Raw genomic sequence first — 22,518 nt, 5'->3', positions numbered from 1 at the left:
GCGCGCATCATAGACAAGCGCACGCCACGGCGGCGGGATGATCCCGGGCCTATTCCTGCCGATAGACCTCGGCGCCGGCCTCCAGGAACTGCGCCGATTTCTCGGCCATGCCGGCCTGCAACGCGTCGGTCTCGCCGACGCCGTGCTCGGCGGCGTAGTCGCGCACGTCCTGGGTGATCTTCATCGAGCAAAAGTGCGGGCCGCACATCGAACAGAAGTGCGCCAGCTTGTGCGCGTCCTTGGGCAGCGTCTCGTCGTGGAATTCCTTGGCCTTTTCCGGATCCAGGCCCAGGTGGAACTGGTCGTCCCAGCGGAATTCGAAGCGCGCCTTGGACAGCGCGTTGTCGCGCACCTGCGCGCCCGGATGGCCCTTGGCCAGGTCGGCCGCGTGCGCGGCGATCTTGTAGGCCATGATGCCGTCGCGCACGTCCTGCCGGTTGGGCAGGCCCAGGTGTTCCTTGGGCGTCACGTAGCACAGCATCGCGGTGCCGAACCAGCCGATCATCGCCGCGCCGATCGCCGAGGTGATGTGGTCGTAGCCGGGCGCGATATCGGTGGTCAGCGGCCCCAGCGTGTAGAACGGCGCCTCGCCGCATTCGCGCAGCTGCTTGTCCATGTTCTCCTTGATCAACTGCATCGGCACGTGGCCGGGGCCTTCGATCATGGTCTGCACGTCGTGTTTCCACGCGAGCTTGGTCAGCTCGCCTAACGTCTCCAATTCGCCGAACTGCGCCGCGTCGTTGGCATCGGCGATGCAGCCCGGGCGCAGCCCGTCGCCCAGCGAGAAGGCCACGTCGTAGGCCTGCATGATTTCGCAGATGTCCTCGAAGTGGGTGTAGAGGAAGTTCTCCTTGTGATGCGCCAGGCACCACTTGGCCAGGATCGAGCCGCCGCGCGAGACGATGCCGGTGACGCGCTTGGCGGTCAGCGGCACGTAGCGCAGCAGCACCCCGGCGTGGATGGTGAAGTAGTCCACGCCCTGCTCGGCCTGCTCGATCAGCGTGTCGCGGAAGATCTCCCAGGTCAGTTCCTCGGCGCGGCCATCGACCTTCTCCAGCGCCTGGTAGATCGGCACCGTGCCGATCGGCACCGGCGAATTGCGGATGATCCACTCGCGGGTTTCGTGGATGTGCTTGCCGGTGGACAGGTCCATCACCGTGTCGCCGCCCCAGCGGATCGACCACACCAGCTTCTCCACTTCCTCTGCGATGCCCGAGCTGAGCGCGCTGTTGCCGATGTTGGCGTTGATCTTGGTCAGGAAGTTGCGGCCGATGATCATCGGCTCGCTTTCCGGATGGTTGATATTGTTGGGCAGGATGGCGCGGCCGCGAGCGATCTCCTCGCGCACGAATTCGGGGGTGATGACGTGCTGGATGCTGGCGCCGAACGCCTCGCCGGGATGCTGCTGGCGCAACAGCGCATCGCGCACCGCCTCCAGCCGCTGGTTCTCGCGGATCGCCACGAACTCCATCTCCGGGGTGACGATGCCGCGGCGCGCGTAGTGCATCTGGGTGACGTTGGCGCCGGCCAGCGCGCGCCGCGGCAGGTGCCGGGCCGGGAAGCGCACCGGGTCCAGCCGCGCGTTGTGCTCGCGGCCGCGGCCGAAATCGGAGCTGAGCTGGGCCAGCGCCGCGGTATCGCCGCGTTCTTCGATCCAGCGCGCGCGCAGCGGCGCCAGGCCGGCGCGCAGGTCGATCGCCGCGTCCGGATCGGTGTACGGACCGGAGGTGTCGTAGACGGTGACCGGCGGATTGTCTTCGCCGCCGAACAGGGTCGGGGTGCGGGTCAGCTGGATCTCGCGCATCGGCACGCGCAGATCGGCACGCGAGCCTTGCACGAAGATCTTGCGCGAACCGGGGATCGGCCGGGTCACCGACTCGGACAAGGTATCGGCCTGCTGCAACAACGGGCTGGGTACGGCATTCATCGGCATTCGTCCTGGTTCTGGAAGCCCGCAACGGGTGCGGGCGGTTGCGAGCGGACTCGCATCACGGACGAAGCGGCGGCGCGGGCGCGGCCTCGGCGCGACAGCGCACGGACCAGGCTTGCGAAGCTTCCCTACGCCGGTATCAACCGGATCAGGTTCGAAGGGACTGTCTCAACCGCGGCCTGCGCCGACGGTACCCCCGCTTCTGCGGCTATTAGACCCGTTTCTGCAGCGGACGCCAACCGCGCGCAGCTGAATCGGCGCACAATCGGGCCGGCGTCGTGTCAATGTCGGCACGTGCGCGCCCGGCATCGCGGCAACTCCTGGCGAAATACCGCGCCTGGCGTGGTTCACACCAGAACGACGCCGCGCTCCCCCTGACGCCGGCTCGACACCGGCGGCGTCTTTTTTGCGGCGTTCGCCGCAGGCTTCATTCCAGCACGTAGGCCACGCGCAATCCGCCCCAGTGGCGGCCACGCACGTACACCGGCACCGACAGATCGAACAGGATCTGTCCGGTATCGCGCCGATACACCTGCAACAGATACGGCTCGGTGTGACGGCCGACGCTGCGCCCGACCCGATCGGCGAACATGCGCTTGGTGCGGTTGCCGACCAGGTCGCGGGCGCGGTCGCCGCTCAGCGGCTGGCTGAAGCGCAGGTTGTGGGTCGGCACGTAGCCGTCCGGGGTGGCGCAGATCGCGAACACGATCCACGGGTGCGCGGCCAGCAGCGGTTCCTGCAATGGCGGCAGCAGTTCGTCGCACAGCGCATCGAAGGCGGTGCGGTACTTGGGCGGATCGATGCCTGCGATCGGCGTGTAGTCGTTGGAAAACAGCGCGTCCTCGTCGATGCGGCCACGGGCGATCGCCTCGGCCAGCGCCTTGCCGATGCTGCCCGCGGTCGCGGTCGCCAGCTCGCGGATGCGCGCATGCCGCGGCTGCTGCATCGGATCGGCCGGCAAGCGGAACAGGCCCACGCAGTCGTGCAGCGTGGCGCTGCCGGCGCCCAGCGCCGCGCTGCGCTCGACCACGCGCGCGACATGCTCCAGGTTGCTGCGGCTGAGTCCGACCACGTGCGCGACCGCGCGGTCGATGCCGCCGATCTCCTCGCCTTGCGCGGCGACGCGGGTGGCCACGGTCTCCATCGCCGCGCTGGCGCGGCCGAGCAACTGGCCGATGCCGCCGAGCACCTGCTCGGTACGCTGCGCCGAGGCCGCGCTGTCGTGCAAGGCGCTGCCGGTCTCGCCGATGATGACGCGCACGTCGCGCGCCGCGGCGGCGGCGCGTTCGGCCAGGCGCCGGATCTCGCTGGCGACCACGGCGAAACCGCGCCCGGCGGCGCCGGCATGCACCGCCTCGATACTGGCGTTGATCGACAGGATATTGGTCTGGAACGCGACCGCGTCGATCACCTCGATGACCTCGGTAGCGCGCGCCGAGCGCCGCTCCACCTCGCGCATCGCCTGGCCCAGCGCGCGCGCCGCCTCCACGCCCTGGCGCGCGCTGTCGTCGGCGCTGGCCGCCACCGCGATCACCGCGCGCAACTCCTGGTCCATTTCGCTCAGGCCCTGCAGCAAGCGCCGGGTGGTCGCCACCACCGTCTGCAACGCGTCCATCTGGGTCTGCGACTGCTGCGCCAGCTCGTCGTTCTCGGCGACCACGTGCGGCACGTCGGCGGCGATCTGCAGCGACAGCGCCACCGCCTGGCGGATCGCCTCGGCCAGGTTGCCGAAGCCGGCCGACAGGCGCCGCCTGGGCATCGCCTCGGTTTCCTGCGCGGACAGCGGCGTGCTCAGCCCCAGGTCCAGGTCGCACCCGGTCAGGCGCTCGCCGACCCGGTCCAGCAAGGCCTGCGCCTCGGCGCCGGCCTGCAGCCGCTGCGCCAGCGCCTGCAGCGCCGGGCTGGTCGCGCCCTGCGCCTGTCCGGCGCTCAGCAGCAGAACGTCGCGCAGCAGCGCGGCGGTTTCCGGATGCGGCAGCGACAGCAGCCAACCCTCGCCGTCGCGGTCGCGCTGATAGCGCACACGCCGCGCCGGATCGGCGTCCGATGCCAGCCAACTGCCCTCGGTGCCGGCCAGCGCCGCCAACGGCAGGCCCCACACCGCTTCGCTGGGTTCGCCGAGCAAGACCTCCGCACGCACCCCGAGCAGATCCAGGGCGGCCCGATTGGCGGCAGCGACCCGTCCCTGCGGGTCCAGCCGCAGCAACGCCACCGGTGCGTCCGGCAAGGCCGCGGCGTGTCCGCCATCGGCGCCGGGACTGCGTGTGAACAACGACATCGTGTTCCCCTCCAGGAATCCTTCCGCATGGTATCGGCCGCCGCCGTGCAAGCTGAGCGGCACGGCCGCAACCGGGATCGGCGTCATGTCCGTTGCCGTGCGGATTCAGACGCAGGCATGGTTGTGCCTGTGCGCTGGCCAAGCAGCGCAGGCGCCGCGGCTTCCTGGTCGTTCACCGCTGCAAGCCGGGCCGCCTGTAGACGCCACACGGAGGCCGCGCGAGGCACCGATTTTCCGCGCAATCGGCCGCGCGGGTTTCGCGCCGGCTCACCGTTTCAGGCGTAACGATGCTGTCCTGGCGCGGCTTTCGGCACATTCGCGGTTTCGCACCGGCGGCAGGGTTGACAGCCCCGTAAAGGCCATGTTTATCTCGCTGCATGTTGCATCGCCACACCAGCCCGAAGCCGACCCGCCTGCCCACCGCGCTGCGCGCGGACGCCACCGCGTCGCTCCTCGTACTCGTGCTTATTACCTCGCCCACAAGTGCGGGACGAACCGGCGTGTAAGCGACAAGCAGCCTGGATTCGATCAGACCCCGCACCGGCAACGGCGCGGGGTTTTTTCATTTTAGTAACCGCGAAACACACGCTCCCCCTACCTACACCGTCCGAGGAAATCCGCCCCATGACCAGTTCCACCCAGCCCACCACCAAGATCGCCATCGTCGGCTACGGCAGCCAGGGCCGCGCGCATGCGCTGAACCTGCGCGAGTCCGGCTTCGACGTCACTGTCGGCCTGCGCGCGGGCGGCCCGACCGAAGCCAAGGCGCAGGCCGACGGCTTCGTGGTGAAGAGTCCCGCCGACGCGGTCAAGAACGCCGACCTGGTCGCGGTGCTGACCCCGGACATGGTGCAGAAGAAGCTGTACGACGAAGTACTGGCGCCGAACATGAAGCAGGACGCCTGCCTGCTGTTCGCGCACGGCCTGAACGTGCATTTCGACATGATCAAGCCGCGCGCCGACCTGGACGTGGTGCTGGTCGCGCCGAAGGGCCCGGGCGCGCTGGTGCGCCGCGAATACGAGATCGGCCGCGGCGTGCCGTGCATCTGGGCGGTGTACCAGGACAAGAGCGGCAAGGCCGAGCAGTTCGCGCTCGAGTACGCCGCCGGCCTGGGCGGGGCGCGCGCCAACCTGATCAAGACCACCTTCAAGGAAGAGACCGAGACCGACCTGTTCGGCGAGCAGGCGGTGCTGTGCGGCGGCGCCTCGTCGCTGGTCCAGGCCGGCTTCGAAGTGCTGGTGGAAGCCGGCTACCAGCCGGAAATCGCCTACTACGAAGTGCTGCACGAACTGAAGCTGATCGTGGACCTGTTCTACGAAGGCGGCATCACCCGCATGCTCGAGTTCGTCTCCGAGACCGCGCAGTACGGCGACTACGTCAGCGGCCCGCGGGTCATCGACGCAGCCACCAAGGAGCGCATGCGCGACGTGCTGACCGACATCCAGAACGGCACCTTCACCAAGAACTGGGTCGCCGAATACGAAGCCGGTCTGCCGAACTACAACGCGTTCAAGCAGGCCGACCTGCAGCACCCGATCGAAGTGGTCGGCAAGCAGTTGCGCGCCAAGATGGTCTGGCTGAACAGCGACGCCGCTGCCGCTGCCACCAAGCCGGCCGCGACAGGCCAAGCCGCGTAACCCGCGGCTCCCCCACCCGCTTTTACCGAAAGGTCGCCACCGTATGAACTCCTCCGCTCACGGCACGCCCCGCAACGGCGCGCGCTGGCTGACGCAGGCCCTGGAAGCCGAAGGCGTGGACACGCTGTTCGGCTATCCGGGCGGCACCATCATGCCGTTCTACGACGCACTGGTAGACAGCCAGCTCAAGCACATCCTGGTCCGCCACGAGCAGGGCGCGGCGCTGGCCGCCAACGGCTACGCCCGCGCCAGCGGGCGGGTCGGGGTCTGCGTCGCCACGTCCGGTCCGGGCGCCTCCAACCTGGTCACCGGCATCGCCGACGCGATGCTCGACTCGGTGCCGATGATCTGCCTGACCGGGCAGGTCGCCACGCCGCTGCTGGGCACCGATGCGTTCCAGGAACTGGACGTGTTCGGGCTGACCCTGCCGATCGTCAAGCACAGCTTCCTGGTGCGCCGCGTGGACGACCTGCCGCAGGTGCTGCGCGACGCGTTCCGCATCGCCCGCGAAGGCCGTCCGGGGCCGGTGCTGATCGATCTGCCCAAGGACGTGCAGCTGGGCGACGCCTCGCACTTGCCCGACCACGTGCCGGCCGCGGTGCCGGCCCCGCCGGCGCCGCACGCCGCGGCACTGGCCGAGGCGCTGGCGGCGATCGCCGGCGCCGACAAGCCGGTGATCTACGGCGGCGGCGGCATCGCCCTGGCCGATGCGGTGGACGCGTTCCGCCAGTTCGTCGACATCACCCGCATCCCCACCGTGCTGACCCTGCGCGGGCTGGGCGCGCTGCCGCACGGGCATCCGCACTACCTGGGCATGCTCGGCATGCACGGCACCCGCGCCGCCAACATGGCGGTGCAGGAGTCGGACCTGCTGATCGTGGTCGGCGCGCGCTTCGACGACCGCGCCACCGGCAAGCTGGCCGAGTTCGCCCCGTTCGCGCGGGTCATCCACCTGGACGCCGACGCCTGCGAGATCTCCAAGCTGCGCCATGCCCACATCGCCGTGCCCGGCGACGTGGCCGAAGCCTTGCGTGCGCTGAGCGCGGCGACCAGCACCTGCGAGGCGTGGCACGCGCGCTGCGTCGGCCATCGCGAAAAGTTCGGCACCCGCTACGACGCGCCGGGCGACGACATCTACGCGCCCGGCCTGCTGAAGCGGCTGAGCGAACTGGCCCCGGCCGACACGGTGATCGCCTGCGACGTCGGCCAGCACCAGATGTGGGTGGCCCAGCACTGCCGTTTCAACCATCCGCGCAACCACCTGACCAGCGGCGCGCTGGGCACGATGGGCTTCGGCCTGCCGGCAGCGATGGGCGCGCAGTTCGCCTGCCCCGACCGCACCGTGGTGCTGGTCAGCGGCGACGGCAGTTTCATGATGAACGTGCAGGAGTTGGTCACCATCGCGCGCTGCAAGCTGCCGGTGAAGATCGTGCTGCTGGACAACAGTTCGCTGGGCATGGTGCGGCAGTGGCAGGAACTGTTCTTCGCCGAGCGCTACAGCGAGATCGACCTGTCCGACAACCCGGACTTCGCCGCGCTGGCGCAGGTGTTCGGGATCCCGGCCAAGCGCATCACCGCGCGCGGCCAGGTCGAGGACGGCCTGGCCGAACTGCTGGCGCAACCGGGTCCGGCGCTGCTGCACGTGGCCATCGACGCGCGCGCCAACGTGTGGCCGCTGGTGCCGCCGAACACGGCCAACAGCACCATGCTGGAGAGCAATCCCGCGACCCAGCGCCAGGAGACCGTCCATGCGATACCAGCTTGACCTGGTGCTGAAGCCGGTCGAAGGCGCGCTGCTGCGCGCGATCGGCATGGCCGAGCGGCGCGGCTTCGCGCCGCTGTCGATCCGCGGCGCGCCGGCGCCCGACGACGCCGGCCGCTGGCACCTGCAGATGGTGGTGGACGGCACTCGCCCCGGCGAGAGCCTGCGCCTGCAGATGGAGAAAGTGTACGACTGCGAGTCGGTGCGGGTGACTGCGTTGGATGTAGCGCCATGAAACTTTCGGGACTCGGGACTCGGGACTCGGGACTCGGGGGCTGCGTTGGCAGCTCACTGGTCTTGGGCTTCATGCCGGCCGTGCGGCAGCGCCGCGCGACGGCGCGGAGGCGTCTTCTTCCATGGGGGCGTCTTCTTCCAGTCCGCGATTCGCATTCCGAGTCCCGAGTCCCGAGTCCCGAGTCCCGGCACCCACCCCATGCCTGACCCCGGCCGCCCCGCCCGGCAGGAACCCGACGTAGGCGACGTAGCGGTCAGCGTCGCCGACGTGCTGGCCGCGCAGGCGCGGCTGCGCCGCTACCTGCCGCCGACGCCGGTGCACTATGCCGAGCGTTTCGGGGTGTGGCTGAAGCTGGAGAACCTGCAGCGCACCGGGTCCTACAAGGTGCGCGGCGCGCTGAATGCGCTACTTGCCGGGCTGGAACGCGGCGACGAGCGCACCGTGATCTGCGCCTCGGCCGGCAACCATGCGCAGGGCGTGGCCTGGGCCGCGCACCGGCTGGGCGTGCAGGCGATCACGGTGATGCCGCACGGCGCGCCGCAGACCAAGATCGCCGGCGTCGCCCATTGGGGCGCCACCGTGCGCCAGCACGGCGACAGCTACGACGAAGCCTACGCCTTCGCCCGCGAACTGGCCGAGCAGAACGGCTACCGCTTCCTGTCCGCGTTCGACGACCCGGACGTGATCGCCGGCCAGGGCACGGTCGGCATCGAGCTGGCCGCGCACGCCCCGGACGTGGTGATCGTGCCGATCGGCGGCGGCGGCCTGGCCGCCGGGGTGGCCCTGGCGCTGCGCTCGCAGGGCGTGCGCATCGTCGGCGCCCAGGTCGAGGGCGTGGACTCGATGGCGCGGGCGATCCGCGGCGATATCCGCGCGATCGACCCGGTACCCACCCTGGCCGACGGCGTCAAGGTTAAAATACCCGGGTTCATCACCCGCCGGCTGTGCGCCAGCCTGCTCGACGACGTGGTGATCGTGCGCGAGGCGGAACTGCGTGAAACGCTGGTCCGCCTGGCGCTGGAGGAGCACGTCATCGCCGAAGGCGCCGGCGCGCTGGCCCTGGCGGCCGGCCGCCGCGTCTCCGGCAAGCGCAAATGCGCGGTGGTGTCCGGTGGCAACATCGACGCCGGCGTGCTGGCGACGCTGCTGTCGGAGGTGCGCCCACGCGCGCCCCGCAAGCCGCGCCGCCGCAATGCCGAGCGACTTCGCAACCAACGTGCCGCCGCCCCGCCCGCTCCCGCTCGCCCCGTGTCTTCGCTCCCCCATCCGCCAGCCACCGCCGCCGTAGAGGAAACCATCTGGTGAACACTTCTGCTTCTTCCCAGACCCCCCGCATCCGCATTTTCGACACCACCCTGCGCGACGGCGAGCAATCCCCCGGCTGCAGCATGACCCCGCAGCAGAAGCTGGTCATGGCCCGCGCCCTGGCAGAGCTGGGCGCGGACATCATCGAGACCGGCTTCCCGGCCAGCTCACAGTCCGACCGCGAGGCAATGGCGATGATCGGCCGCGAACTGCGCGAGCCGACCCTGGCGGTGCTGTCGCGCTGCCTGGCCAGCGACATCGAAACCTCGGCGCGCGCGCTGGAGGCGGCGGCCAGGCCGCGCCTGCACGTGTTCCTGTCGACCAGCCCGCTGCACCGCGAACACAAGTTGCGGATGAGCCGCGAGCAGGTGCTGGAATCGATACGCAAGCACGTGTCGCTGGCGCGCCAATACGTGGACGACGTGGAGTTCTCGGCCGAGGACGCCACCCGCACCGAAGAGGATTTCCTGGCCGAAGTGACCGCGGTGGCGATCGCCGCCGGCGCCACCACCATCAACCTGCCGGACACGGTCGGCTTCACCACGCCCGAAGAGATCCACGGCATGTTCGCGCGGCTGATCGCCAACGTGCCCGGCGCCGAGCGGGTGATCTTCAGCACCCACTGCCACAACGACCTGGGCCTGGCCGTGGCCAACTCGCTGGCCGCGGTGGAAGCCGGCGCGCGGCAGGTGGAATGCGCCATCAACGGCATCGGCGAGCGCGCCGGCAACTGCGCGCTGGAAGAGATCACGATGGCGCTGAAGGTACGCAGCGCGTTCTACGGGATCGACACCGCGATCAACACCCAGCGCATCGTCGCCAGCTCGCAGCTGCTGCAGCGGCTGGTGGGCATGCCGGTGCAGCGCAACAAGGCGATCGTCGGCGGCAACGCCTTCGCCCACGAGTCGGGCATCCACCAGCACGGCATGCTGCGCCACCGCAGCACCTACGAGATCATGCGTCCGGAAGACGTGGGCTGGGAGTCCTCGCAGATGGTGCTGGGCCGCCACAGCGGTCGCGCCGCGGTCGAGCAGCGCCTGCGCGCGCTGGGCTACGTGCTGGAAGAGGCCGAACTGATCCTGGCGTTCGAGGCGTTCAAGGCGCTGTGCGAGCAGCAGCGCGTGGTCAGCGACAGCGACCTGCAGGCGATGATGCAGGACGCGCCGGAAAGTCAGGGTTACCGGCTGTCGTCGATGACCGTCAGCGACCGCGGCCAGCGCGCCAGCGCGCAGGTCGAGCTGTCCGACCCGGACGGCCAGCGGGTCAGCGAACATGCCGAAGGCGACGGCCCGGTGGATGCGCTGTTCGCCGCCCTGGCCGCGGCCACCGGCGTGCAGCTGACCCTGGACAGCTACCAGGTGCACAGCGTCGGCATCGGCGCCGACGCGCGCGGCGAGGCCAACCTCAGCGTGCGCCACGGCGAGACCGAATACGACGGCACCGGCACCAGCCGCGACATCATCGAGGCCAGCGCGCTGGCCTGGCTGGACGTGGCCAACCGCGTGCTGCGCCAGCGCCAGGGCGCGCAGACCGGTGCCGCCAGCGCCGCAGCCTGAGCCGATGCGCGCGACCATGCTGCCCGCCGCCGGCCACCGCGGCAATGCACCCGGCGATGGCGCCGGCGCCGGCTTCGTGCCGGCGCCGGGCGAAGCGGTGCCGGGCCTGCTGGCGCCACGGCCGCGCGCACAGCGCCTGCAGGCGCAGGGTTTCCAGCTGCGGCAGAGCGCATCGCTGGCGCGGCCCACGCCGCTGCCGACCGGCATGGCCGGCTGGCGGCGCAGCTTCGCCGACCCGTTCCTGGTCGGCCTGAACGCTGCCACACGGCAGTACATTCTCGCTACCGCCGTCGCATTGCTGACGCCAACGCTATGCGACGATCGCGGGCGCTGGAGCGCCGACTACGTCCGCCTGCGCTTCCACGCCATTGTGCCGACCCAGGCCGACGCCTGAGCCCACTCGTTCCAGACCCACGCAAGGTTACCGGCAATGAATCCAATCCCCCGCACCCTGTACGACAAACTGTGGGACGCGCATGTCGTCGTCCCCGAAAGCGGCACCGCCCCGGCGGTGCTGTACATCGACCTGCACCTGATCCACGAGGTGACCTCGCCGCAGGCGTTCACCGAACTGAAGGCCCGCGGACTGGCGCCGCGCCGGCCCGAGCGCACCAAGGCGACCATGGATCATTCCACGCCGACCCTGCCGCGCGGCGCCGACGGCAAGCTCCCGTACTACACCAAGGCCTCCGAGGCGCAGGTGGACATGCTCGCGCGCAACTGCGCCGACTACGGCATCGAACTGTTCGACATGGCCTCGGAGAATCGCGGCATCGTGCACGTGATCGCGCCCCAACTGGGCCTCACCCAGCCCGGCATGACCATCGTCTGCGGCGACAGCCACACCTCCACCCACGGCGCGTTCGGCGCGTTGGCGTTCGGCATCGGCACCAGCGAGGTCGGCTACGTGCTGGCCACCCAATGCCTGCTGCAGCGCAAGGCCAAGACCATGTCGATCACCGTCGACGGGCCGCTGGCGCCGGGCGTCGGCGCCAAGGACGTGATCCTGCACATCATCGGCGTGATCGGGGTCAACGGCGGCACCGGCCACGTGCTCGAGTACCGCGGCTCCACCATCGAGGCGATGGACATGGAGCAGCGCATGACCCTGTGCAACATGTCGATCGAGGCCGGCGCGCGCGCCGGCATGGTCGCCCCGGACCAGGTCACCTTCGACTGGATGGCGAACACGCCGCGCGGTCCGAAGGGAGCAGAGTTCGACGCGGCGGTGCAGCGCTGGTCGCAGCTGCGCAGCGATCCGGGCGCGCGCTTCGACGTGGACGTGCGCATCGACGCGCGCGAGATCCGCCCGACCCTGACCTGGGGCACCCACCCGGGCACCGCGATCGCGGTGGACGTGCCGATTCCGGCGGCGCAGGATGCAGCCGCGCAGAAGGGCCTGGACTACATGCATTTCGCATCCGGCCACGCGCTGATCGGCACCCCGGTGGACGTGGTGTTCGTCGGCTCCTGCACCAACGGCCGGCTCAGCGACATGCGCGAAGTGGCGCAGGTGCTGCGCGGCCGCCGCGTCGCGCCGACCGTGCGCATGCTGGTGGTGCCGGGCTCGGAGGTCGTCAAGCGCCAGGCCGAGGCCGAGGGCATCCACGAGGTGGTGCGCGCCGCCGGCGCAGAGTGGCGCGAGTCCGGCTGCTCGATGTGCATCGCGATGAACGGCGACCTGGTCGCGCCGGGGCAACTGGCGGTGAGCACCAGCAACCGCAATTTCGAAGGCCGCCAGGGTCCCGGCTCGCGCACCTTGCTGGCCTCGCCGATGACTGCGGCCTGGGCCGCGGTGAACGGCAAGGTCAGCGACCCGCGCACGCTGTTCGCGGAGGTCGCGTGATGGTGCCGCACATCGCCGCGTTCGCGGCCACGCTGACCTTCGTCGCCGCCACCACCCGCGCCTTCGCCCATCGCGGCAAGCCGCTGCTGCCGCCGCACGTCCCCACTGCGGCGCTGCCGCCGGCGACGCGGCCCGACGCGGCCATCGCCGCCCCCACCACCGTGTCCCAGGAGACCTGCTGATGGCCGGATTCGCCGCCCTCACCTCGGCCAGCGTGGTGCTGCGCCAGACCAACATCGACACCGACCAGATCATCCCGGCGCGGTTCCTGTCCACCACCGAGCGCGCCGGCCTCGGCCGCAACGCGTTCAACGACTGGCGCTGGCAGGCCGACGGCACGCCGAACCCGGAATTCGCGTTCAACCAGCCGCACAACGCCGGCCGCCAGATCCTGCTGGCCGGGCGCAACTTCGGCTGCGGCTCCTCGCGCGAACACGCGCCGTGGGCGCTGACCGACCTGGGCCTGCGCGCCATCGTCAGTAGCGAGATCGCCGACATCTTCCGCAACAACAGCCTCAAGAACGGGCTGCTGCCGATCGTGCTGGACGAGGCCGACGTGCAGACCCTGATGCAGCGCCCGGACGACGCACTGACCGTGGACGTGGCCGCGCGCGAACTGCGCACGCCCGACGGCCGCGTCTATCCGTTCCCGCTCGACGAGTTCTCGCAGACCTGCCTGCTGGAAGGCGTCGACGAACTCGGCTACCTGCTGCTGCGCCAACCCGCCATCGACCAGTACGAGGCCACCCATGCACGCTGACATCGTCGTCCTGCCCGGTGACGGCATCGGCCCCGAAGTCGCCGCCGCCGCCGTCTCGGTGCTGCGCACCATCGCCCACCGCTACCAGCACACCTTCGAGTTCCACGAACACGACATCGGCGGCATCGCCATCGACCGCCATGGCGAACCGCTGCCGGCGGCGACCCTGGCCGCCTGCCAGCAGGCCGATGCGGTGCTGCTCGGCGCGGTCGGCGGGCCGAAGTGGTCCGACCCCAACGCCAAGATCCGCCCCGAGCAGGGCCTGCTGGCGATCCGCCGCGGCCTGGGCCTGTTCGCCAACCTGCGCCCGGTCAAGCCGCATCCGGCGGCGCTGGATGCCTCGCCGATCAAGCCGCACCTGCTCACCGGCGTGGACATCGTGGTGGTGCGCGAACTGACCGGCGGCATCTATTTCGGCGACAAGACCCGCACCGCCACCGACGCCAGCGACCTGTGCCGCTACAGCGTCGAGGAGATCGAGCGGGTGCTGCGCAGCGCGTTCCGCCTGGCCCAGCAGCGCCGCAACCACGTCACCTCGGTGGACAAGGCCAACGTGCTGGAGACCTCGCGGCTGTGGCGCGACGTGGCCGCGCGCATCGGCCGCGACGAATTCCCGGACGTGCGCCTGGAGCACCAGCTGGTCGATTCGATGGCGATGCACCTGCTGGCCAAGCCGCGCGAGTACGACGTGATCGTCACCGAGAACATGTTCGGCGACATCCTCACCGACGAGGCCTCGATGCTGGCCGGCTCGCTGGGCCTGCTGCCGTCGGCGTCGCTGGGCGAAGGCCGGATCGGCCTGTACGAGCCGATCCACGGCTCGGCCCCGGACATCGCCGGCAAGGGCATCGCCAATCCCTACGCCACCATCCTCAGCGCCGCCCTGTTGCTTCGCCACTCGCTGGGCCTGAACGCCGAAGCCGAGGCGATCGAACAGGCCGTGGACGCCGCGCTCAACGCGCAGGCCTTCACCGCCGACCTCGCCGCCCCGGGACAGGGCATTTCCACCACTGCGGCCACGCGCGCGGTGGTGGAACGGTTGCAGGCGCATGACTCGGTGCCGGCCGAGGAAGCGCACAAGTGAGTTGCAAGCCGGCCTGCCAGCCAGTGGGCTGCGCAGCGCCGGGAGTCGGGACACGCACCGGCGCCGCTGTTGGATGACAGCGGCCGCCGGAGCCCGTAACGCCCACCGCTTCGTTCGTCGCGGCTGACACCGCTCTGCAGGGGACTTGCGGCCTGTCCACCGAGTGCATTGTGGGAGGGACTGCAGTCCCGACGCTATCCGATCGCGCACATCCACTGTGTTGTTCGTCGCGACGATCCCCCAGGGGGCTTGCGGCACGCAGGCTTGGTGCACGGGGAAGGGACTTCAGTCCCGACGGGATGCAAGCGTCGCTTTATCCCGGTACCGAACCTGCGGCGCGATGCAGCCGCTGCCACCCACGCACCGCCGCTCCGCCTAGCCGATCACCCGATCGCGGCCTTCGTGCTTGGCCTGATAGAGGCGCTGGTCGGCCAGCGCCAGCAATTCGCGCCGGCTTTGCAGCGCCGGGCTGAGACAGGCGAAACCGACGCTGGCCGTGCACTGCACCATCCGCCCATCGATGTCGTGGACCACCACCGCGGCGACGCGGCGGCGCAGTTCGTCCAGCCGCACGCGCGCCTGCTCGCGGTCCAGGCCCGACAACACCAAAAGGAATTCCTCGCCACCGTGGCGCGCGGCGAAGGCTTGTTCGCCGAGCGTGGCGCGCAACACCTCGCCGACCCGGCGCAGCACCTCGTCGCCGATCTCGTGGCCGTAGGTATCGTTGATCCGCTTGAAGTTGTCGATGTCCAGCAGCGCCACGCACAGCGGCGATTGCGTGGCCCGCGCATGCTCCAGCGCCGCGGTCAGGTGCGGATCGGCGGTGCGCCGGTTCGGCAGCCCGGTCAGCGCGTCGTGGCCGGCCTGGTGGGCGAGCTTGCGCACCAGCTCCTCGCGTTCGAAATCGGCCAGCTTCAGCGCCAGGTTCTTCGCGCGCAGCTCGTGGGTGCGCTCGGCGATGATGCGGTTGAGCCGGCGCTGGCGGCGCAGGTGGCGATGGCTGCGCCCGCGGTACCACCACAGCAGCAGGCCGCTGAACGCGATCGACGCCAACGCCACGAACGGGCCGCGCAGCCAGAACGGCGGCACCACGTCCAGCTGCAGCGAGGTGCGCCCGACCAGGTCGCTGCGCGACCAGTCCGCCGAACTGGTGGTCGCCTGCACTTCCAGGCGATAGGCGCCCGGCGGCAGGTTGGTATAGACCGCCGCCGCGCTGCTGCCCGCATCGATCCACTCCCGGTCGAAGCCATACAGGCGATAGCGGTAGCGCACCTTCTCCGGCGAGCGAAAGCTCAGCCCGGCATAGTCGACGCTGAGCCGGCCGACGCTGCCGGGCAGGTGGTAGGCGCCGCGCAGCGGCTGAGCGTGGCCATCGACCTGCAGCCGCTCGATCACCACCGCCGGCGCGCGCAACGCATGCCGGCTGGGCAGCGCCGGGTCGATCAGCGCCAGGCCGGCGGAGGTGGGGATCAGCAGATTGCCGTCGCGGCTCAACCAGCCGGCCGGCGCGCTGCTGCCGTTGCTCTGGTTGCCGGGCATGCCGTCGCTGCGATCGACCACCTCCACCGCCAGCTCCGCGCGGCGGCCGGCATCGAGTTGCGCGATGCTGTCGCGGGCGATGCGGAACACGCCCTGGTTGCTGGTCGCCCACAGATGGCCATGGCCATCGTCGATGACCCGAAACAGCTTGTCGAGCGGTAGCCCGACGCGATGGTCATAGACGCGGAAGCGGCCGTCGCGCAGGCGCAGCAGGCCGCAGTCGCTGCCGATCCACAGCGTGCCGTCGGCATCCTCCAGGAAGTCGAACGCATTGTGCGCCGGGAAGCCGCTGCCGGCCGGCCAACGCCGCAGCGTGCCGTTCGGCGCCAGCGCCGCGATGCCGTCGTTGGTGCCGATCCACAGCACGCCGGCGCGATCGCGGTACAGCGCCTGCACCTGCAGCGCCGGCAGGCCGTCGGCCAGGGTGTACAGGCGGGTATGGCCGTGGTTGCGGTAGGCCAGGCCGGCATTGGTGCCGACCCATAGCCCGCCGTCCGCATCCTGCAGCAGCGCGCGCACCATGGCCGGCGGCAGGCCCGCTTCGCTGCGCAGGCGCTGCCGGACCGTGCCGTCGGGCGCCAGCAGCAGCACGCCCTGGTCGTAGGTGCCGGCCCACATGCCGCCGTCGTTGGCCGCGGCCAGCGCCAGCACCGACGGATCGCGGCCGCTGGCGGCGATGCGCAACGCCGTGATACGGCCATGCTGCCAGCGATCCAGGCCGGCGGCATGGCCGATCCAGATCGCACCGTCGGCGCTCTGCCGCACCACCCGCACGTAGTCGCTGCCAAGGCCGTCGTGCCGGGTCAGGCCGCCGGCATCGCCGGCGGCGATGCGGAACAGGCCGTCGGTGCTGCCGGCCCAGACCAGGCCTTCGCGGTCCTCGATCAACGCCGAGCTGACCACGCCAGAGATCGACATCATCTCCTCGCTGGCGCCGCTTGGCGAGCGCCGCAGCAATTGCCCGCTGTACAGGCTGGTGGTCCACAGTTGGCCCTGGCGGTCCTGCAACGCGGCATCGACCCGCTGGCCCTGGCGCAACCACTGCAATTGGCCGTCGGCATGCAGCCAGAACACGCCGGCGTCGCCGGCGACCAGCAGCCCGCCGTCGCGGTCGTGGCTGAGCAGCCGCACCGCCGCCGCGCGCATCGCCGGCGTGCGGCCCCAGCGCCGCACGCGGCGCATGGCCGGGTCGAGACGGAACAATCCCTGTAGCGTGCCGACCAGCACGCCGCCATCGGGCTGTTGCAGCAGCGCCGTGATCCGGCCCTTGGGCAGCCCGGCGGCGGCGGTCAGGCGGCCATCGGTCTCGATCCGGAACAAGCCATCCTCGCTGCCGACCCACAGCGTGCCGTCGCGGCCGCGCAGCATCGACGCCACCCGCAGCCGCTGCGCACGCGCATCGCCCAAGTGCTCCCAACGGCCGCCGAGATAGCGGAACACGCCATCGTAAGCGGTGCCGATCAGCACCCCGCCATCGGCTTCGGGCACGATCGCGAACACGCCGGACATCTGCATGCCGGGCGTGTTCTGCCGGTCGAACACAGTGAAGCTACGGCCATCGAAGCGCGCCACGCCTTCCCAGGTACCGACCCAGAGCAGGCCGTCGCGGTCCTGCGCCAGCGCGTGCACCAGGTTGTGCGGCAGGCCTTCGTCCATGGTCCAGCGCGCCAGCGTCGGCCGCTCGGTGACAGCGCGCTCGGACACGGGCAGCGCCGCCTGCGCCAGCGCGGCACCGGCCGCACAGCAGGCGCACAGCAGGACCAGCAGCAAACCGCTGCGCAGACGCCTGCGCAGCGCATGCACGCTGCTGGCAATTATGTGACGCTGCTCCCCCTGCTTCATTGCGTTCCGAATCTGGCCCTCGGCAGCGCGTGGCATCCAAACCGTCCAAGAAAGCCAATTTATCACTGCGCGTTCGCCGCCGATGCCAGGATGTTCCTTACACCGCACGTTGCATCGCAGCCGCAAACAAGGCTAGCCCGAACGTGCGTGGGCGCAGTGTGCACGGGCTGGTGCGGCGACCACTGTGACCGCCTTTCCGATGAAGGCGATGCGTCAGAAAGATGCACCCGTTTCATTCAGCAAGATAACTGCGGGGTGCGGCACTGACATGCTAAATAGCATACTTAACGGTATAGTATATATATCGAACCGACTGGTCTAGTATTGCCCCATGGTCAGCAAATCCTCCGTCGCTCCCTCCCCCAAACCCTCCTCCCGCGCCGCCGGGCCGGGCCGTCCCAAAGACATGGGCAAGCGCGCGGCCATCCTGGAAGCGGCCAAGCAGATGTTCACCGAACTGGGCTTCGGCGGTGTCAGCATGGACGGCATTGCGGCCCGCGCCGGGGTGTCCAAGCTCACCGTGTACAGCCATTACGGCGACAAGGAGACCCTGTTCACCGAGGCGGTGCGCGCGCAATGCCAGGCGCTGCTGCCCGACGACCTGTTCAGGCATGCACTGAAGGGGCCGCTGCGCACGCAGCTGGTGCAGATCGGCCTGGCGTTCTTCGCGATGATCAGCAGCGAGGCGGCGATGGCCACGCACCGCATGATGCTCGCCCCCGGCACCGGCGACGAGCACGTGCGCGAGATGTTCTGGAATGCCGGCCCCAAACGCACCCAGCAGGACCTGGCGCAGCTGCTGCAGGTGCATGTCGCCGCCGGCGCGCTGGAGATCGCCGACCTGGGCCTGGCCGCCTCCCAGTTCTTCTGCCTGGTCAAGGGCGAACTGCATTCGCTGATGATGTGCGGCCTGTGTCGCGATCCCAGCCGCGCGCGGATCCAGGCCCATGTCCAGGCCAGCGTGGACTTCTTCCTGCGTGCCTATGCGGTGCGCTGACCCCATGCCGGCCGGGCGGCCCGATGACTTCCGGCACTGCGCGCGGCGGCCACGCTGCGGCGATGCTGCAGCGTACGCACGGCCCTTGTGCCGGCTAAAATGCGCGACCCACCGCGTTGGATGCCCCAGATGACGATCGACTACTCCCAAGCCCGCGAAAAGATGGTTGAACAGCAGGTGCGTCCCTGGGACGTGCTCGACCTGCGCGTGCTCGACGTGCTGGCGCGGCTGCCGCGCGAGACCTTCGTGCCGGAAAGCCACCGCGCGGTGGCCTATGCCGACCTGGAAATCCCGCTGGGCCACAGCCAGTTCATGATGAAACCGGTGATCGAGGGGCGCATGCTGCAGGCGCTGGATCTGCAACCGGGCGAAGACGTGCTGGAGATCGGCACCGGCAGCGGCTTCATCAGCGCCTGCCTGGGCGAACTCGGCCGGGAAGTCGTCAGCCTGGAGATCGAGCCGGCCCTGGCCGCCGCCGCGCGCGCCAATCTGGAGGCCGCCGGGCTGGGCAGTAACGTGCGCATCGAGGCGGCCGACGCCTTCGGCTGGCACAGCGAGCGCCGCTTCGACGTGGTCTGCATCACCGCCGCGGTCACCGAGATCCCGGCGCAGTTCCTGGCCTGGCTGCGGCCCGGCGGGCGCCTGTTCGCGATCCGCGGCCATGCCCCGGTCATGGACGCGGTGCTGGTCCACGCCCAGACCGGCGCGCCGCGCGTGGAATCGCTGTTCGAAACCGACCTGGCGTACTACCTGCGTGGCGCCGCGCCAGTCCCCCAGTTCACATTCTGATCCATCAAGGAAGCCGCAATGATCCGCCGATCCCTCGTTCTGGCGCTGGCCGCCGCGCTGTTTCCGCTGGCCGCCAACGCCACAGACCTGCTGCAAGTCTACGAAATGGCCCGCAATAGCGACCCGCAGCTGGCCAGCGCGGAATCGAACCGGCTGTACGAAAAGGAAGGCGCGGTGCAGGCGCGCGCGGCGCTGCTGCCGCAGATCAACGGCACCGCCTCGCTGCAGCGCAGCCACAGCGAGATCGAGCGTGGCACAGGCGAACTGGCCGGCACCGGCAAGAGCCGCAGCTACGCGATCCAGGGCCAGCAGACGCTGATCAACTTTGCCCAGTTCTCCACCCTGCGCGCGCAGAAGGCGCGCAGCCTGGCCGCCGACTACACGCTGGCATCGGCCAACCACGACCTGATCGTGCGCGCCTCGGCGGCCTACTTCAACGTGCTGGTGGCGATCGAGTCGCTGGTCGCCGCGCAGACCAACGAAGCCGCCGCCAAGAAGCAGTTCGACTACGCCGACAAGCGCCTGGAAGTGGGCCTGGCGCCGATCACCGACGTGCACGAAGCGCGCGCCGAATACGACCAGGCGCGTGCCGACACGATCACCGCGCGCAACTCGCTGCAGGACCTGTACCAGGCGCTGACCGAGATCACCGGGCAACCGGTGCACGACCTGCGCAGCCTGCCCGAGGACTTCCGTCCGCAGCTGCCGGCCGACAGCGGCAACATCGACGGCCTGATCGCCTCGGCGCTGGACAAAAACCCGTCGCTGCGTTCCTACCAGTACCAGGTGCAGCAAGCCGAAGACAACGTCTCCACCGCCCGTGCCGGGCACCTGCCCACGCTGAACCTGTCGGCCAGCGCCGGCCGCGACGCCAGCTGGGGCGACGGCGTGTCCGGCAGCAACTCGCCGCGCAACGACAGCAACGTCATCGGCCTGACCTTGAACGTGCCGATCTTCGCCGGCGGCGCGACCCAGTCGGCGGTACGCCAGGCGCTGGCACAGCGCGACATCGCCCAGGACACATACGAGCAGCAGAAGCGCGCGCTCGACCGCAATACCCGCAACGCCTACCAGACCGTCGTCGCCGGCATCAGCGAAATCGAGGCGCGGCGCCTGGCGGTGGTCTCGGCGCAGGCCGCGTACGACGCCTCGCAGGTCGGCCTGGAAGTGGGCACGCGCACCGTGCTGGACGTGGTGCAGAACCAGCGCACCCTGTACCAGGCGCAGCTGAACTACGCGCAGTCGCGCTACAACTTCCTGCAGAACCGGCTGCTGCTGAGCCAGGCGCTGGGCACGCTGGACGTGGCCGAGGTGCAGTCGATCAACGCGCTGCTGACGCAGAGCGCCGAATCCAAGCTCAACTCCGGCAGCAGTACCCAGTAACGCTGCGCCGGCAGCTGCAAGACCGCGAAACGGCGGGCCTTCGGGTCTGCCGTTTTTGCATGGGGGCGGCGCAATGGCGGAAAGAACGCCTGATGGCGCCAGGGACTTCCGATCGAGATCAGGATGCCACTTGTAGGAGCGGCTTCAGCCGCGACGGCGTTACCGATGGATTCTGTCGCGGCTGAAGCCGCTCCTGCAGCGCGCCGCCGACTGCACTGCCTGCGTCGAAACGCCCTACTCGTCCGCAGGCGCGTCGTGCGCCACCGGCGGCAGATGCTCGGCGATCAGCTGCAGCGCCCGCTGCAACGCGCCGCGGCCATTGGCGACCAGCGCGCAGCCGGCTTCGGCCATGCGCGCGCGCGCGGCCGCATCGCCCAGCAGTTCGCGCAGCGCCGCGCACACCGCCGCGGCGTCCTCGCAGATCGCCACCGCGCCGGCCTCGCGCATGCGCCGTGAGATCTCGGCGAAATTGTGCAGATGCGGCCCGCTCACCGACGGCGTGCCGACCGCGGCCGGCTCCAGCAGATTATGCCCGCCGATCGGATGCAGGCTGCCGCCGACGAAGGCGACCTGGGCGCAGGCGTAGAACATCATCAATTCGCCCAGCGTATCGATCACGAACACGCTATCCTCGGCGCCGGGCCACTGCTGCTGGCGGCGCGTGGCCACGCGCCAGCCCTGGTCGCGGGCCAGCGCCTCGACCCTGGCGAAGCGTTCCGGATGGCGCGGCGCCCACAGCAGCAGCAGATCCGGCCAGTGCCGGCGCAGTTGCCGGTGCATCTCGATCACCGCCGCCTCCTCGCCCTCATGGGTGCTGGCGGCGATCCACACCGGCCGCGCCGCCGCCACGCGTTCGCCGAACGCGGCGACGAACTGCGGCAACTGCGCGGGCACGGCAATATCGAACTTCAGGTTGCCAAGCGCGCGCACCTGCTGCGGATCGGCGCCGAGCTCGATGAAGCGCTCGGCATCGGCCTGCGACTGCGCGGCCACGCAGGTCACCGTGCGCAGCGCGCGCCCGATCAACGGCCGCAGCAGGCGGTAGCCGCGCAGCGAGCGCGCCGACAGCCGCGCATTGAGCACATAGACCGGGATGTTGCGGTCGCGGCAGCCGAACAGCATGTTCGGCCACAGCTCGGTTTCCAGGATCAGCGCCAGGCTCGGGCGGAAATGCTGCAGGAAGCGGCCGACGCTGCCGGGTACGTCGTACGGCAGATAGACGTGGTCCAGCGCATCGCCCCACAGCGCGCGCACCCGCTCCGACCCGGTCGGGGTGATGGTGGTGATCACCCAGCGGATGTCCGGGCGCTGCGCGCGCAGCGCGTTGACCACCGGCGCGGCGACGTTGACCTCGCCCACCGACACCGCATGCAGCCACACCCGCGGCCGCCCGCGCGCCTGCGGATACGAGGCGTAGCGCTCGTCCCAGCGCTGGAAATACTGGCGCACGCGGAACCCGCGCCAGACCAGGTGATAGACGGTGACCGGCAGCAGCATGTACAGCACGGCCGAGTACAGGCCGCGCAGCAGCCGCTCGATGAAATCGTTGCGCATCGCCAAAGCATAGCGGGTTG

17 protein-coding genes and 1 riboswitch are annotated in these 22,518 nt (G+C 70.1%); of the genes, 13 read left to right on the top strand and 4 right to left on the bottom strand.

Annotation, left to right across the window (positions count from 1 at the left end):
• Nucleotides 1-49: 49 nt before the first annotated feature.
• The gene (gene thiC / locus KHF85_RS04375) at nucleotides 50-1,927 is read right to left on the bottom strand and encodes a phosphomethylpyrimidine synthase ThiC (RefSeq protein ID WP_237650320.1); all 1,878 of its coding nucleotides are present in this window, start codon (nucleotides 1,925-1,927) and stop codon (nucleotides 50-52) included.
• A 110-nt stretch (nucleotides 1,928-2,037) separates the two neighbouring features.
• A riboswitch (TPP riboswitch) is annotated at nucleotides 2,038-2,138 on the bottom strand.
• A gap of 219 nt (nucleotides 2,139-2,357) precedes the next feature.
• On the bottom strand, nucleotides 2,358-4,208 hold the full coding sequence (locus KHF85_RS04370; protein ID WP_284568647.1) for a methyl-accepting chemotaxis protein: 1,851 nt from the start codon (nucleotides 4,206-4,208) through the stop codon (nucleotides 2,358-2,360).
• A 624-nt stretch (nucleotides 4,209-4,832) separates the two neighbouring features.
• Here KHF85_RS04370 and ilvC point away from each other — a divergent pair.
• The 10 genes from ilvC to leuB all read left to right on the top strand — a co-directional run bounded on the left by ilvC (nucleotide 4,833) and on the right by leuB (nucleotide 14,394).
• Entirely contained in the window at nucleotides 4,833-5,846 is a 1,014-nt protein-coding gene (ilvC, locus tag KHF85_RS04365) for a ketol-acid reductoisomerase (RefSeq protein ID WP_284568646.1), read from the top strand.
• Between the two features lie 43 nt (nucleotides 5,847-5,889).
• Nucleotides 5,890-7,611, top strand: coding sequence for an acetolactate synthase 2 catalytic subunit (gene ilvG / locus KHF85_RS04360; RefSeq protein ID WP_284568645.1), 1,722 nt, complete (start codon nucleotides 5,890-5,892; stop codon nucleotides 7,609-7,611).
• Complete coding sequence (locus KHF85_RS04355) at nucleotides 7,595-7,843, top strand: ACT domain-containing protein (protein WP_009606991.1); 249 nt, start codon at nucleotides 7,595-7,597, stop codon at nucleotides 7,841-7,843. The genes ilvG and KHF85_RS04355 overlap by 17 nt, the downstream gene beginning before the upstream one ends.
• A 198-nt stretch (nucleotides 7,844-8,041) precedes the next feature.
• Nucleotides 8,042-9,148, top strand: coding sequence for a threonine dehydratase (locus tag KHF85_RS04350; RefSeq protein WP_284568644.1), 1,107 nt, complete (start codon nucleotides 8,042-8,044; stop codon nucleotides 9,146-9,148).
• The gene (locus KHF85_RS04345; protein WP_284568643.1) at nucleotides 9,145-10,704 is read left to right on the top strand and encodes a 2-isopropylmalate synthase; all 1,560 of its coding nucleotides are present in this window, start codon (nucleotides 9,145-9,147) and stop codon (nucleotides 10,702-10,704) included. The genes KHF85_RS04350 and KHF85_RS04345 overlap by 4 nt, the downstream gene beginning before the upstream one ends.
• 4 nt (nucleotides 10,705-10,708) lie before the next feature.
• Complete coding sequence (locus KHF85_RS04340) at nucleotides 10,709-11,098, top strand: methyltransferase (RefSeq protein ID WP_284568642.1); 390 nt, start codon at nucleotides 10,709-10,711, stop codon at nucleotides 11,096-11,098.
• 36 nt (nucleotides 11,099-11,134) lie between these two features.
• Nucleotides 11,135-12,550, top strand: coding sequence for a 3-isopropylmalate dehydratase large subunit (gene leuC, locus KHF85_RS04335; RefSeq protein WP_284568641.1), 1,416 nt, complete (start codon nucleotides 11,135-11,137; stop codon nucleotides 12,548-12,550).
• The gene (locus tag KHF85_RS04330; protein ID WP_284568640.1) at nucleotides 12,550-12,732 is read left to right on the top strand and encodes a hypothetical protein; all 183 of its coding nucleotides are present in this window, start codon (nucleotides 12,550-12,552) and stop codon (nucleotides 12,730-12,732) included. Before leuC ends, KHF85_RS04330 begins: the two co-directional genes overlap by 1 nt.
• Nucleotides 12,732-13,310, top strand: a complete 579-nt coding sequence (leuD, locus tag KHF85_RS04325) for a 3-isopropylmalate dehydratase small subunit (RefSeq protein ID WP_284568639.1) — start codon at nucleotides 12,732-12,734, stop codon at nucleotides 13,308-13,310. The genes KHF85_RS04330 and leuD overlap by 1 nt, the downstream gene beginning before the upstream one ends.
• Nucleotides 13,300-14,394, top strand: coding sequence for a 3-isopropylmalate dehydrogenase (leuB, locus tag KHF85_RS04320; protein WP_284568638.1), 1,095 nt, complete (start codon nucleotides 13,300-13,302; stop codon nucleotides 14,392-14,394). The genes leuD and leuB overlap by 11 nt, the downstream gene beginning before the upstream one ends.
• Nucleotides 14,395-14,769: 375 nt before the next feature.
• Here leuB and KHF85_RS04315 read toward each other — a convergent pair whose 3' ends face one another.
• Complete coding sequence (locus KHF85_RS04315; protein ID WP_284568637.1) at nucleotides 14,770-17,775, bottom strand: ligand-binding sensor domain-containing diguanylate cyclase; 3,006 nt, start codon at nucleotides 17,773-17,775, stop codon at nucleotides 14,770-14,772.
• Between the two features lie 331 nt (nucleotides 17,776-18,106).
• Between KHF85_RS04315 and KHF85_RS04310 the strand changes: the two genes are divergently transcribed.
• The 3 genes from KHF85_RS04310 (at nucleotide 18,107) to KHF85_RS04300 (ending at nucleotide 20,944) form a co-directional block, all read left to right on the top strand.
• Nucleotides 18,107-18,772: a TetR/AcrR family transcriptional regulator gene (locus KHF85_RS04310; RefSeq protein WP_284568636.1), complete on the top strand. Its 666-nt coding sequence runs from the start codon at nucleotides 18,107-18,109 to the stop codon at nucleotides 18,770-18,772.
• A gap of 129 nt (nucleotides 18,773-18,901) precedes the next feature.
• Nucleotides 18,902-19,561: a protein-L-isoaspartate O-methyltransferase family protein gene (locus KHF85_RS04305; RefSeq protein WP_284568635.1), complete on the top strand. Its 660-nt coding sequence runs from the start codon at nucleotides 18,902-18,904 to the stop codon at nucleotides 19,559-19,561.
• A gap of 18 nt (nucleotides 19,562-19,579) precedes the next feature.
• On the top strand, nucleotides 19,580-20,944 hold the full coding sequence (locus KHF85_RS04300) for a TolC family outer membrane protein (RefSeq protein ID WP_284568634.1): 1,365 nt from the start codon (nucleotides 19,580-19,582) through the stop codon (nucleotides 20,942-20,944).
• A gap of 234 nt (nucleotides 20,945-21,178) precedes the next feature.
• Here KHF85_RS04300 and waaA read toward each other — a convergent pair whose 3' ends face one another.
• Nucleotides 21,179-22,498 carry a lipid IV(A) 3-deoxy-D-manno-octulosonic acid transferase gene (gene waaA / locus KHF85_RS04295; RefSeq protein ID WP_284568633.1) on the bottom strand — a complete coding sequence of 440 codons (1,320 nt, stop codon included), beginning with the start codon at nucleotides 22,496-22,498 and terminating at the stop codon, nucleotides 21,179-21,181.
• Nucleotides 22,499-22,518 lie beyond the last annotated feature (20 nt).

This window comes from Xanthomonas graminis pv. graminis (genome assembly GCF_030168915.1).
GTDB classification, from domain to species: Bacteria; Pseudomonadota; Gammaproteobacteria; order Xanthomonadales; family Xanthomonadaceae; genus Xanthomonas_A; species Xanthomonas_A translucens.
The sequence above is the reverse complement of the archived record's forward strand: the minus strand, read 5'-3'. Positions and strand labels throughout refer to the sequence as shown.